This is a genomic window from Microbacterium sp. MEC084, assembly GCF_004514465.2.
GTDB lineage: Bacteria > Actinomycetota > Actinomycetes > Actinomycetales > Microbacteriaceae > Microbacterium.
In genome coordinates, this window is sequence record NZ_MYFP02000004.1 from 73,263 (window position 1) to 85,655 (window position 12,393).

The window sequence follows — 12,393 nt, forward strand, 5'->3', positions numbered from 1 at the left end:
CCACATGGCGTTTTCAGCCGGAACCCGATAGTGTTTATCCAATCGTTACTCTGTCGCCCGAGACAGGGCAGCGGTCTCCCTCCCGTGCAGGCGCGCCGTCCTCCCCGTTCGCGGCGCCTACCGAAAGATCCTCTGTGCCCTTCGACGTCCCCTCGGCTGAGCCCGCGCCCACGCGCCGCTCTCGCCGCGTCGCAGATACGCGCCCCGTATCCCAGGCGCCGCTGACGCGCCGCCAGCTGCGCGCACTCGGCGCCGACGGCGCCCACCGCACTCCCGAGTCCGACCTGCCTGCCGTGCCCGCGCCCGAGGCGCCGGTGCGGCACATCCGTTTCGAGGCGGATGCCGAGCCCGCGGCCGCCGCGCCGCAGGCCGAGCCCGTGACGATCGCCGAGACGGTGACCCGGGCCGAGGAGCCTGCGGCCGAGGCCCCCGCCGACGAGAAGCCGCTGCCCGAGGACCCGGTCGACCTGTTCATCGAGGCCGCGCGCGCCCTGAACTTCACGGGTGAGGCGCCGGTCGCCTCGGTCGAGCCGAGCCCGGCCCTCGAGGCCGAGCCGCAGACGGGCGCCCACCACGTCGCCCGCCGCCGCCCCTCCGCCTTCCGTCGCGTCGTGACGGTCGCGGCGTCGATCAGCGCGTTCGGCGTGGTCGGCCTGCTCGCGGTCGGCATGACGACCCCGATCACGGCCCTCGCCTCCGACGTGGACCTCTCCGCCGCCACCACCGCGATCAGCGCCGAGGGCGCCGAGGATGCGGCGGAGGAGGAGATCCAGGCCTTCGTCGCGCCCGCCGAGGTGCAGAACGCGCAGATCGAGCGCGCCAGCGGCTACGAGACCGCGACCTTCGCCGAGCTCGCGGCCGTGACGGGCATCAACACCGCCAACGCGGTGTACGTCAACGACCCGACCGCCGACATCCAGTGGCCCATCGTGCTCGGCACGAGCATGTCGTCGGCGTTCGGCCAGCGCTGGGGCCGCCTGCACGAGGGCATCGACTTCACGCCCGGCAACGGTGCGCCGATCCAGGCGATCGCCGACGGCACGGTGCGCGTCGCGACCGAGGCGGGCGGCGCGTACGGCGTGCACGTGTACATCGACCACGTCATCGACGGCCAGGTCATCTCGAGCCACTACGCGCACATGCAGTACGGCTCGCTCAACGTGGTCCCCGGCCAGCAGGTCGAGGTCGGCGACGTCCTCGGCGTCGTCGGAAACACGGGCCGCTCGTTCGGCGCGCACCTGCACTTCGAGCTGCGTCTGCCGGGCGGTCAGGCCATCGACCCGATGCCGTGGCTCAAGGAGCACGCCGGCACGCACTACCCGAAGGGCCAGGTCGAGGAGACCGTCGGCGAGGCCGCGGACGCCGCCGAGAATGCGGTCGAGGGGGTCGCCGGCGAGTGAGACTCGCGCGGGCGCGCACTCGGTTTCGAGGACGGGCCCGGAGGGTGATATCCTCTTCTGGTTGCCCCGATGCGGGCAGCACGCCCCGATAGCTCAGTGGCAGAGCACTTCCATGGTAAGGAAGGGGTCGTCAGTTCAATCCTGACTCGGGGCTCTCGACATCCGCCGGATGTCTGCGCGGCGGAGTAGCTCAGTTGGTGAGAGCGCACGACTCATAATCGTGAGGTCGCGGGTTCGAGTCCCGCCTCCGCTACAGCGAAGAAGAAGCGCCCTGCGGGGCGCTTCTTTCGTTTTGAGCGGGTTCTCGCTCGGGGAGGCCTCGCGGCGTTGGGGCGACGTGCTGACGATCCGCACGGACTCTCACCCGAGGAGAACCATGACTGCTGTCGATGCCTCCATGAACGGCGACTGGCTGTTCGATCCCGACCACACCCGCGTCGGCTTCTCGGCCCGGCATGCGATGGTCACCAAGGTCCGCGGCGCGTTCAACGACGTCGAGGGGCGCATCCACGTCGACGTGGACCACCCCGAGAACTCGTGGGTCGAGGTGCGCGTCAAGGTCGCGAGCATCGACACCCGCAGCGCCCAGCGGGACGAGCACCTGCGCAGCGCCGACTTCTTCGACGCCGAGACGTACCCCGAGATCGTGTTCCGCAGCACCGCCGTCGACGAGGTCGATGAGAACGCCCTCAACGTGATCGGCGACCTCACGATCCGCGACATCACGCGCCAGGTCACGATCCCGCTGTCGTTCACGGGGATCGAGCGCGACCCGTTCGGCAACCTCCGCGCGGGCTTCGAGGGCACGCGCCGCCTGGACCGCCGCGACTTCGGCCTCGAGTGGAACGCCGCGCTCGACACGGGCGGCGTGCTTGTCTCCGAGAAGATCACGCTCGAGTTCGAGATCTCGGCCATCAAGGCCGAGGAGGCCATCGAGGGCTGAGGCGCCCCGCCGCTGGTACGCCGCCGTCGCCGGTCACGGACTGAGCGGCGTCAGGCGACCACCCAGGGGAACGCCTTCGCCCTGCTTCGCGCGCCCGAGCGCGAGCGCGACCGGTTGGGCTCGTCCAGTTGTCCGGTGATCTCCTCGCCCAGGTGCACGAGCGTCCCGAAGGACTCGGTCGTCAGCCAGTCGGGACGGAACGCGAACACGAGATCCTCGGTGGCCGTGTTGCCGGATGCGCCGGGGGCGAACGGGCACCCGCCCAGCCCGCCCAGGGCGCCGTCCACGACCGTCGCGCCGCCGTCGGCGGCCGCGGCGGCGTTCGCGACGCCGAGGCCCCACGTGTCGTGCCCGTGGTACACGATCCCGAGCCCGGCGCGCTCGCGTGCCGCCAGAGCGACGCGCTCGCGCACCTCCGCGGGGTGGGCCTGACCGAGCGTGTCGCACACCACCACGTCCACGGCCCCCGCGGTGCGCGGGTCGTTCAGGACGCCCGCGAACCGCTCGATCGGCACCTCGCCTTCGAACGGGCACGTGAACGACGTCGCGATGCACAGCTGCACGCTGCCGCCGACCTCGGCCGCGGCCGCGATGGCGTCGGGCATGGCGGCGAGCGACGTCTCGGTGTCGCGGCCGATGTTCGCCTGGTTGTGGCTGTCCGACGCCGAGAAGCAGTACTGGAAGCGCCGCGCGCCGGCGGCCGCGGCCTTCTCGACGTGACGCGGTGTCGCGACCCACACCCACACGCGGTCGCGCTCCTCCGGCGTGAGCGCCGCGATGACGTCCAGGGTGTCGGCGAGCGTCGGCACGAGATCTGGCCGCGCCATGGAGCCGACCTCGATGTGCTCCAGGCCCAGCGCGAACAGCTCGCGCACGAGCCGGACCTTGCGCTCCGTGGGGAGAGGCTTGCCTGCCAGCTGCAAGCCGTCGCGGAGCGTCACGTCGCGGTACTGCAGCGTCATCGGAGTGCCTCCTCGTAGGCGTCGATCCTGGCGTCGTCCCAGCCGAGCTCGGCAAGGATCTCACGCGTGTGCTGGCCCAGGTCGGGGCCGACGTGCGAGATCGGCAGCGAGCGGCCGCCGAAGACCGGCACGATGCCCGGGAACCCGACGGCCGGTCGCACGCCAGCGCCGTCGTCGACGTCGAACCGCTGGATCATGTCGCGCGCCGCGTACTGCTCGTCCGTGCAGACGTCCTCGGCCGTGTAGATCGGGCCCGACGGCACGCCCGCCGCATCCAGGATGCGCAGCGCCTCCGCGCTGGGCAGCGTCGCGGCCCACCCGCCGATCGCGTCGTCGAGCAGATCGCGAGCCTCCCAGCGCCCCTCGTTCGACTGCAGCGCCGGATCCTTCGCGAGATCGTCGCGGCCGATCGCCGTCATGTAGCGCTGATAGATCGAGTCGCCGTTGCCTGCCACGACGATGCTCTTCCCGTCCGCGCAGAGGTATGCGTTCGACGGGGCGATGCCCTGCATCCGGCCCCCGGTGCGTTCGCGGCGGATACCGTACGCCTCCCACTCGGGCACGAGCGACTCGGTCACCGAGAGCATCGCCTCGTTGAGCGCGACGTCGACCACGCGCTCGTCGAACGGCGTCTCGGCGAGCTGTCCGGCATCCCGGAGTCGCGCGTACAGCGACATCACCACGCCGAATGCCGCGTAGATGCCGGCGATCGTGTCCCCGATCGAGACGCCCGTACGGCTCGGCGGGCGTCCCGGCTCGCCGACCAGCTCGCGGAAGCCGCCGTACGCCTCAGCGACTGCCGCGAAGCCCGGGCGGTTGGACAGCGGTCCGGTCTGTCCGAACGCAGAGATGCGCGCCACGACCAAGTCCGGGTTCGTCTGCTCCAACACCTCGCTGGACAGGCCCCAGCGGTCGAGTGTCCCGGGGCGGAAGTTCTCGAGCAGCACATCGGAGTTCCGGATCAGGTCCAGTGCGATCGAGCGGCCCTCGTCATCGCGCAGATCGAGCACGACGGACCTCTTGCCGCGGTTGATCGTCCGGTAGAGCATCGACGTGTCACCGCTCTGCAACCGCCACCGGCGCAACTCGTCGCCCGTACGAGGGCGCTCGACCTTGATCACGTCGGCGCCGAAGTCGGCGAGCAGCCGTCCGGCCGTGGGGGCCGCGATGTAGTTGCCCAGTTCGAGCACTCGGACGCCCTGGAGCGGTCGGAACGGTCGCATCAGATGAACACCGCCAGCAGAAGGGTCATCGCAAGCGCGATCACCGAGGCGAGCGAGACACCCACGGTCACCGTCTTGAGCGCGCCTCGCACGGACTGGCCCAGGAACGACTGCAGCAACCAGAACGTGTTCGACGTGACGTGGATGCAGAACAGTGCGCCGGCGCCGGCCGCGAGCGCGATGAGCAGCGGGTTGAGCCCCAGCGTCGAGGCGACCGGTGCGATGACTCCCGCCGCGGTGATGGCAGAGAGCGTCACCGAGCCGACGGCGATGTGCAGCAGCGCGGCCATGACCCAGACGACGAGGATGGGGGCGAACGTGGTGGCCTGGAAGTAGCCCTGCAGGATGCTGCCCAGGTCGCCTTCGGCGATCACCGCCGCGAGTGACCCGCCCACACCCGTGAGGACGAAGATCTGGCCGCCGTCCTGGAAGCCCTTGACGAGCGACTTCTCGATGCGCTTGGTGCCGATCGCCGACCGGCCGATCACGCCCGTGGCGATCACGGCGAGCAGCAGCGCGATCACGGGGTTGCCGAGGAACTGCATGGCCGCCAGCTCGACTTCCATGACCGTCAGGACGGCCTGGACGGCGATGAGCAGCAGCGCGGCGAGCATGGGGGCGAACAGCAGGATGAGGGGGCGCTCGCGCTGGGTGCGCTCGGCTGTGAGCGTGTGGCCGTGCGGCACGCCGCCGATCGCGGTCCGCACCGTGCCCGTGGGGGTCGTGTCGATGCGTGGCGCGGACGCGGTGTCGACCTTCACGTGCGCGGGTTCGGCCGAGGCGTCCGGGACTGCGTCCTCGACGACGGCCTTCTCGTCGCGCTCGGGTGTCCAGAACCCGAGGCGGAACCCGATCGTCATGAGCAGGATGGTGAGCGCCACGGTGGGCACGACGACCGCGAACCCGCCGATCAGCATGACGCCGAGCGGCACGCCCAGGAGACCCGCGAGTGCGACGGCGGCGAAGCCGGGCACCATCAGGACGATCCCGGCCTCAAGGCCGACCGCGAATGCGACGCCCATGATCCCCGTGCCATAGCGGCCCAGGCGGGGCGCGATGCGGCGGGCCAGGGGAGCGGCGATCACGATCATCACGTCGATGAAGATCGTCTGCAGGTAGGTCGCGAACGAAAGGCCCAGTGCATACGGGACGCCGCGCCTCCCGAATGTCCGCAGGAGTCCGTCGACGAGCCGGGTGATGGCGCCCATCTCGTTCAGCATCGCTCCGATCAGCACGCCCCACGCGATAAGCAGGCCCGCCTCCATCATCACGTCGCCGAAGCCGCGCGTCATCGTGGCGACGGTGTCGGCCGGCCCGAGCCCGGTGAGCAGGCCGATGGCGGCGGCGCCCAGGGCCAGGGCGATGACCGGATTGATGCGGAACCGCACGATCGCGAACACGACCGCGACGATGACGAGCCCGACGACTCCCAATGTGTACCACTCGTTCACGGCGAGCCTCTCCTTTGAAGCTGAGGTGGTCATGTGATTCCACACTGTAGGACGTAACCCACGATGTGGGCAACCCGTCGAACGGACATAGGATCGGCGCATGGCCGAACAGCCGCTCCTCGTGCTCGCCAAGATCACCGCGATCCTGGACGCCTTCACGCTCTCTCAGCCGCTGCGAACGGCCGGCGAGATCCGCGCAGCCACCGGGCTGCCGGCATCGACCACGCATCGTCTGCTGGCAAATCTCGTCGACCACGGCTTCCTCGAGAGGGTTGGGGAGCAGTACCGGATCGGCGTGCGCATGGCGTATTGGGCCGGGCCGGCGGCGCGCAGCCGCGACTTCGTCGAGCTGCTCACCCCCCAGCTGCGCGCGCTGCGCGACGAGACGGGCGAGACGGCATGCTTCTTCCGGGCAGAGCAGGGCTCTCGTGTGTGCATCGGCCTCGCCGAGACACGGCACGGGCTGAAACAGGAGATGTATGTGGGGCGCATCCAGCCCCTGCACGTCGGCAGCTCGGGACGCGTGCTGCTGGCGTGGACCGAGGGGCTGCTCGACCAGATCACGTCGGCGCCGCTGCCCGCGCTGACGGACGCGACCATCACGGACCCCCACGAGCTGCGCCGCGCCGTCGCCCAGACCCGTGCGGCCGGGTACGCCATCACGGTCGGGGAGCGCCTCGAGGCGGCGTCCGGCCTCGCCGCTCCGGTATTCGATCAGCACTCGGCGCTCGTCGGCGCACTGACCGTCATGGGGCCGACCCTGCGCATGCCGATCGAGGTGTGCAAGCAGATGGTCGACTCCGTGGTGAACGCGGCAGACGCGCTCACGGCCGCGTTCGGCGGACGCAAGCCGGCACCCGAGAACTGAGCGGCGTCATGGCCGAGACCTCCGCATACTGGATCCCCGAGAGCGACACGCGCTTCGTGCCCACGGCGCATGTGAGCGGCGCTTGGAACCCCGACGAGCAGCACGTCGCGCCGGCCATCGGACTGCTGACCCACGCGATCGAGCGGGACCGCGACGCGCGCCGCGCCGACGACCTCCGGATCACCCGGCTCGCGGTCGACGTCCTGGGGGTCCTCCGGCTCGAGCCGGTCGAGATCGCCGTCACCGTGCTGCGCACGGGACGCACGATCGAGCTCGTCGAGGCGAGGCTCGCCCAGGACGGGCGCCCCGCCCTCATCGCTCGGGCCTGGCTGGCGGCGGTCTTCGACACGGCGGCGATCTCGGGCACGGCGTTCCCGCCCGTGCCGGCGCGGGACGCCCTCTCGGCGTGGGACCCCGGCGCGGTGTGGCCCGGCGGCTTCGTCCGCTCCCTCGAGGCGCGGCGCGCGCAGGAGGGGCAGGGGCGCGGCGTCACCTGGCTGCGTCCGGTCGTGGGCGTGATCGACGGTCGGGAGGTGAGCCCCACCGCGCGGATCATGGCCATGATCGACGTGGCGAACGGGCTCATGGCGCGGGTGGGCCCCGACGTGGCGATCTTCCCCAGCCTGGACTTCGCGGCGCACCTGCTGCGGGAACCCGAGGGGGAGTGGGTCGCGTGCGACACCACCGCGTCGTTCGGCCCGCGGGGCGCGGGCCTGACCCACAGCGTCCTGCACGACGACCGCGGCCCCTTCGGGACGCTCGCGCAGACCCTCACCGTCCGCCCGCGCTGACCGCGGCGGTCAGCGTCGGGAGGCGACCCGGCGGACCAGCGAGACGACCCCCCACGCGGCGAGCACCCAGGGCCCGGCGACGATGAGCGGGTCCATCCAGTGGTGCTTCACGTCGACGCGACCTCGCCCGAGGCGTGATGCGAGCCCGTGCCGCGTGCGCTCGGCCTCGATCCCCGACTCTGTCACGGGGTCGTCGGGCCGTCCCCTGACGAGGGAGACGAGGTGGCTCTCGACCGCGTCGATCCGGTCGCCGAGCAGGAGCAGCAGCCAGTGCGCGGCCCGGGCCTCGCTGAAGCGATAGGCGTATCGTCGCACGGCGCCCGACAGCCCATGCAGGGGCGCCGCGGTGCCGAACACCGGGGTCAGGCGCGCGTGCTCGATCGAGCGCTCGCGCGGGACCAGCTCCGGCTGCTGCTCGGGCTCCTCCCAGTGCGCGCCCGTCGCGTTCGGGTCGTATCGGAGCTTCGGGTGCGCCGGGCGGTCGGCCGGATCGAGGTCGGCTCCCCATCCGGGGATGCGGTCGCGCAGCTCCTCCGGCGACCGCGTGTGCGTCGGATCCTTCGCGGTGTACGGCATGCGGTGCTCCTCTCTAGGCCGCGTTCGGGATGATGACGGGCTTGATGCAGCCGTCGAGCTTGGCCGAGAACAGGTGGTAGGCCTCGGCGATGTCGTCGAGGGGGATGCGGTGCGTGATGATCTCGCTCGGCTTGAGGTAGCCGTGCCGGATGTGCTCGAGCAGCCGCGGCCACTGCCGCTTCACGGGGCACTGGTTCATCCGCAGCGTCAGCCCCTTGTTGAACGCGTCGCCGAACTTGACCGCCGAGAACATCGGACCGTAGGCGCCCATGACGGACACGTTGCCGCCCTTGCGGACGGAGTCGATGGCCCAGTTCAGCGCGACGGGCGATCCGCCCTGCAGCTTGAGCTTCGCGGCCGTGATGTGCTGCGCGAGGGAGCCGTCGGCCTCGGCCCCGACCGCGTCGATGGCCACGTCGGCCCCGAGGTGGTCGGTCGCCTTCTTCAGCGCCACGACCACGTCGTCGTGCTCGGCGAAGTCCAGCGTCTCGGCGAACGCGAACTCCCGCGCCTTCTCCAGGCGGTAGTCGAGGTGGTCGACCACGATCACGCGACCGGCGCCCATCAGCCACGACGACCTCGCCGCGAACAGGCCCACCGGCCCCGCCCCGAACACCACGACCGTGTCGCCCTCCGCGATCTCGCCCAGCTGCGCTCCGAAGTACCCCGTCGCGAGAGCATCCGTCATCAGGAGCGCGTCGTCATCGTCCAGCCAGTCCGGGATCGTGCTGGGCCCGACATCCGCGAAGGGCACGCGCACGAACTCGGCCTGCCCGCCGTCGTAGCCTCCGCACGTGTGCGAGTAGCCGTAGATCCCGCCGATCGCGGTGGCGTTCGGATTGACGTTGTGGCAGTTCGAGTACAGGCCCCGCGAGCAGAACCAGCACGAGCCGCAGTACACGTTGAACGGCACCATCACGCGGTCGCCGGCCTTCAGGCTCTCGACCGACGGGCCGACCTCGTGGACCACCCCGATGAACTCGTGACCGAACGTCGTCCCGACGCGGGTGTCGGGCATCATGCCGTGGTAGAGGTGCAGGTCCGAGCCGCAGATGGCCGCCCGCGTGACCCGCACGATCGCGTCGTTCGGGTGCTCGACCGCCGGGATGTCCTTCTCCTCGACCCTGACCTTGTACGGGCCGCGATAGACCATCGCCTTCATGGGGGCTCCTCTCTGCGGATCGCGTGTCGCGCCAGGGTCACATCGCGGTTCCGGACGGCTCAAGTGCTTGCCTTCGCGGCCGGGATGTGCCACACGTCCGGGCATCCGTTCCCCTGCGGGACACGGGAGGGGCCGCGACGCGCGATACCGTGGAACAGTGATCGAGGCATGATCGGCGCGCTGAGCGCCCGTGGTCCCCGGGTCATCGTCGTGTTCGTGGCGATCGGCCTCCTCTCCGGATTCCTCTCGGGGCTCTTCGGCGTCGGGGGCGGCACGGTGATCGTCCCGCTGCTGGTCATGCTGGCCGCGTTCGGGCAGAAGCTTGCGTCGGGGACGTCGTCGGCGGCCATCATCCCGACCGCGGCGGTGGGCGTCATCGCGTACGCCGCCAATGGGGACGTCGACTGGATCGCCGCCCTGCTGCTCGCGGCGGGCGCCGTCGTGGGGGCGCAGGTGGGCACGCGGCTGCTCCACCGCCTGTCGGAGCCCGTGCTGCGGTGGTTCTTCGTCGGATTCCTGATCGTCGTGATGATCAGCCTGTTCGTCATCATCCCGTCGCGCGACGCCGAGCTGGTTCTCACGTTCTGGGCCGGTGCCGCGCTCGTGCTGACGGGCCTGGTCACGGGCGTCCTGTCGGGCCTGATCGGCGTCGGCGGCGGCATCGTCGTGGTGCCGGTGCTGATCCTGCTGTTCGGCGCCAGCGACCTGGTAGCCAAGGGCACGTCGCTGCTCATGATGATCCCGACCACCATGTCGGGCACCATCGGCAACATCCGCCACAAGAACGTCGATCTGGTCGCCGGGCTCTGCATCGGCGTCACGGCATGCGTCACCGCGCCCCTCGGCACCCTGGTCGCCAACGTGATCGACCCGCAGGTCGCGAACATCCTGTTCGTGATCTTCCTCGTCGTGATCACGGCTCAGATGACCCAGCGCGCGATCCGCGCGTCCCGCAAGCCGAAGGAGTGAGCCCGGCCGGTCGACGGCCCGGTCAGGGGCGGTCGATAGGATGAGCCGGTGCCAGTGAATCCCGAACTGCTCGGTCGCGCATTCCCGCCGACCGCGCCGTACCTCGTCGGACGCGAGAAGGTGCGCGAGTTCGCGCGCGCCGTGTTCGCCGAGGACGCCCAGCACCACGACCCCGAGGCCGCCCGCGCGCTCGGCTACGGCGACGTCGTCGCCCCGCCGACGTTCGCGATGGTGATCCAGGACATGACCCTGCAGCAGCTGCTCGCCGAGCCCGACTCGGGCATCGCGCTGGAGCGCACGATCCACGCGCAGCAGAGCTTCCGCTACACGCGGCCGATCGTCGCCGGCGACGAGCTCACGGGGCAGCTGACCGTCACGGGCCTGCGGGCCATGGGGCAGGGCGCCATGGTCACGAGCGAGGCCGAGATCACCGACGCGGACGGCGCGCACGTCGTCACCGCGACCTCGGTGCTGCTGATCGGGGGAGAGGAATGAGCGCGCTCGACGCCATCCAGGTCGGCGACGTCGTCGCCGAGCGCACGGTGCACCTCACGCGCGAGTCGCTCGTGCGGTACGCGGGCGCTTCCGGCGACTTCAACCCGATCCACTACCGCGACGACGTGGCCGAGCGCGTGGGCCTGCCCGGCGTGCTCGCGCACGGCATGCTCACCATGGGCCTCGCGGTCGAGACGATCGTCCCGTGGCTCGGCGACGCCGGCCGGATCGTCGAGTACGGCGTGCGCTTCACGCGCCCGGTCGTGGTCGACCCGGAGGACGGCGCCGACGTCGCCGTCACGGCGAAGGTCGGCGAGGTCGCCGAGGGCACCGCGCGCATCGACCTCACCGTGACCCACGCCGGCACCTCCGTGCTCGGCAAGGCGCAGGTGCGGGTCCGCACCGCGTGACGTCGATGCCCGAGATCGAGCCGATCCCGCTGCGCAGCCTCACCACCCTGCGCGTCGGCGCTACGCCCGCGCGCATGATCGACGCCCGCACGCAGGACGAGCTCGTCGCGGCCCTCCGCGACGTGTGGGCCGACGGCGGCCCGTGGTTCGTGCTCGGCGGCGGATCCAACCTCCTGCCGGGCGACGAGGCGTTCCCCGGCACGGTGATCCGGATCCTCACCTCGGGCTTCGAGGTCGTCCCCGGCGCACCGGCCGGCTCCGTGCGCCTGCGCGTGCAGGCCGGCCAGAACTGGGACGAGCTCGTCGCCTGGACCGTCGCGCAGGGGCTGTCGGGCATCGAGGCGATGTCGGGGATCCCCGGCACGGCCGGCGCGGCGCCCATCCAGAACGTGGGCGCGTACGGCCAGGAGATCGTCCAGACGCTCGTCGAGGTGGAGCTGATCGACGAGGAGACCGGCGAGGTCTCCACCGTGCCGGCGTCCGAGCTGGGCCTCGGCCCGCGGACCTCGGTGCTGAAGCAGCACTACGGCTCCACCGCCGAGCGCTCCGCCGTCGTCCTGTCGCTCACGCTCGACCTGGTGCACGTCGGTCACGGGCCGCGCCCGATCGAGGACGCGCGCCTGCGCTCGGCGCTCGGTCTGTCGACCGACGACGCGGTGTCCGTGCAGTGGATCCGCGACACCGTGATCACGACCCGCCGCGGCAAGGGCATGGTGCTCGACGACCCGGATCCCGACACGCACAGCGCCGGGTCGTTCTTCAACAACCCGATCGTGGACGAGCACGTCGCGCGCACGCTCCCCGCGGAGTGCCCGCGGTGGCCCATGACGCCGCAGCTCGACACGGTCGCGGTCATCCCGCTGTCCGCGTACGAGGGCTTCGTGCCGCCTCGTCCGCCGCAGGAGACGCTCGTCAAGGTCAGCGCCGCCTGGCTGATCGAGCACTCGGGGCTCGGCAAGGGCTTCCACCTGCCGCGCTCGCGCGCCTCGCTCTCGACCAAGCACACGCTCGCGCTCACCAACCGGGGCGGCGCGACCGCCGGCGAGATAGCGGAGCTGGCGCGCTTCGTGCAGAGCCGGGTGGCAGCGGAGTACGGCATCGTTCTGCAGCCGGAGCCGGTGCTCGTCGGCGTCGAGCTCTGAC

13 protein-coding genes and 2 tRNA genes are annotated in these 12,393 nt (G+C 71.1%); 10 read left to right on the forward strand and 5 right to left on the reverse strand.

Annotated elements, in window-relative coordinates:
- Positions 1-134: 134 nt before the first annotated feature.
- From B5M43_RS15295 to B5M43_RS05975, 4 genes are all read left to right on the forward strand, one after another.
- A complete protein-coding gene (locus B5M43_RS15295; RefSeq protein WP_134745579.1) occupies positions 135-1,400 on the forward strand; it encodes a M23 family metallopeptidase in 1,266 nt (421 codons plus the stop codon).
- Positions 1,401-1,482: 82 nt separating this feature from the next.
- Positions 1,483-1,554, forward strand: a tRNA-Thr gene (locus tag B5M43_RS05965).
- A gap of 25 nt (positions 1,555-1,579) precedes the next feature.
- A tRNA-Met gene (locus B5M43_RS05970) sits at positions 1,580-1,653 on the forward strand.
- 123 nt (positions 1,654-1,776) lie between these two features.
- Positions 1,777-2,343 carry a YceI family protein gene (locus tag B5M43_RS05975; RefSeq protein WP_134745578.1) on the forward strand — a complete coding sequence of 189 codons (567 nt, stop codon included), beginning with the start codon at positions 1,777-1,779 and terminating at the stop codon, positions 2,341-2,343.
- Positions 2,344-2,393: 50 nt separating this feature from the next.
- Here the strand turns inward: B5M43_RS05975 and B5M43_RS05980 are convergent, their stop codons facing one another.
- From B5M43_RS05980 to B5M43_RS05990, 3 genes are read right to left on the reverse strand one after another with little or no spacing between them, the layout of a single operon-like run.
- Positions 2,394-3,305, reverse strand: a complete 912-nt coding sequence (locus tag B5M43_RS05980; protein WP_055992675.1) for a hydroxymethylglutaryl-CoA lyase — start codon at positions 3,303-3,305, stop codon at positions 2,394-2,396.
- On the reverse strand, positions 3,302-4,528 hold the full coding sequence (locus B5M43_RS05985) for a CaiB/BaiF CoA-transferase family protein (RefSeq protein ID WP_055992678.1): 1,227 nt from the start codon (positions 4,526-4,528) through the stop codon (positions 3,302-3,304). Before B5M43_RS05985 ends, B5M43_RS05980 begins: the two co-directional genes overlap by 4 nt.
- Positions 4,528-6,012, reverse strand: a complete 1,485-nt coding sequence (locus B5M43_RS05990) for a GntP family permease (protein ID WP_134745577.1) — start codon at positions 6,010-6,012, stop codon at positions 4,528-4,530. Before B5M43_RS05990 ends, B5M43_RS05985 begins: the two co-directional genes overlap by 1 nt.
- A gap of 67 nt (positions 6,013-6,079) precedes the next feature.
- Here B5M43_RS05990 and B5M43_RS05995 point away from each other — a divergent pair, with 67 nt between their 5' ends.
- The gene (locus B5M43_RS05995) at positions 6,080-6,847 is read left to right on the forward strand and encodes an IclR family transcriptional regulator (protein WP_055992684.1); all 768 of its coding nucleotides are present in this window, start codon (positions 6,080-6,082) and stop codon (positions 6,845-6,847) included.
- A gap of 8 nt (positions 6,848-6,855) precedes the next feature.
- Positions 6,856-7,638 carry a thioesterase family protein gene (locus B5M43_RS06000; RefSeq protein ID WP_134745576.1) on the forward strand — a complete coding sequence of 261 codons (783 nt, stop codon included), beginning with the start codon at positions 6,856-6,858 and terminating at the stop codon, positions 7,636-7,638.
- Positions 7,639-7,647: 9 nt separating this feature from the next.
- Here B5M43_RS06000 and B5M43_RS06005 read toward each other — a convergent pair whose 3' ends face one another.
- Both B5M43_RS06005 and B5M43_RS06010 read right to left on the reverse strand, forming a co-directional pair.
- Complete coding sequence (locus tag B5M43_RS06005) at positions 7,648-8,214, reverse strand: hypothetical protein (RefSeq protein WP_055992690.1); 567 nt, start codon at positions 8,212-8,214, stop codon at positions 7,648-7,650.
- Positions 8,215-8,227: 13 nt separating this feature from the next.
- The gene (locus B5M43_RS06010) at positions 8,228-9,376 is read right to left on the reverse strand and encodes a zinc-dependent alcohol dehydrogenase (protein WP_134745575.1); all 1,149 of its coding nucleotides are present in this window, start codon (positions 9,374-9,376) and stop codon (positions 8,228-8,230) included.
- A gap of 168 nt (positions 9,377-9,544) precedes the next feature.
- Here B5M43_RS06010 and B5M43_RS06015 point away from each other — a divergent pair, with 168 nt between their 5' ends.
- The 4 genes from B5M43_RS06015 to B5M43_RS06030 are packed head-to-tail and all read left to right on the forward strand — an operon-like array spanning position 9,545 to position 12,392.
- A complete protein-coding gene (locus tag B5M43_RS06015) occupies positions 9,545-10,345 on the forward strand; it encodes a sulfite exporter TauE/SafE family protein (protein WP_134745574.1) in 801 nt (266 codons plus the stop codon).
- A gap of 48 nt (positions 10,346-10,393) precedes the next feature.
- Entirely contained in the window at positions 10,394-10,840 is a 447-nt protein-coding gene (locus tag B5M43_RS06020) for a MaoC family dehydratase N-terminal domain-containing protein (protein ID WP_134745573.1), read from the forward strand.
- The gene (locus tag B5M43_RS06025; RefSeq protein WP_055992701.1) at positions 10,837-11,250 is read left to right on the forward strand and encodes a MaoC/PaaZ C-terminal domain-containing protein; all 414 of its coding nucleotides are present in this window, start codon (positions 10,837-10,839) and stop codon (positions 11,248-11,250) included. The genes B5M43_RS06020 and B5M43_RS06025 overlap by 4 nt, the downstream gene beginning before the upstream one ends.
- Positions 11,251-11,255: 5 nt before the next feature.
- Positions 11,256-12,392 carry a UDP-N-acetylmuramate dehydrogenase gene (locus B5M43_RS06030; protein ID WP_134745572.1) on the forward strand — a complete coding sequence of 379 codons (1,137 nt, stop codon included), beginning with the start codon at positions 11,256-11,258 and terminating at the stop codon, positions 12,390-12,392.
- Position 12,393 lies beyond the last annotated feature (1 nt).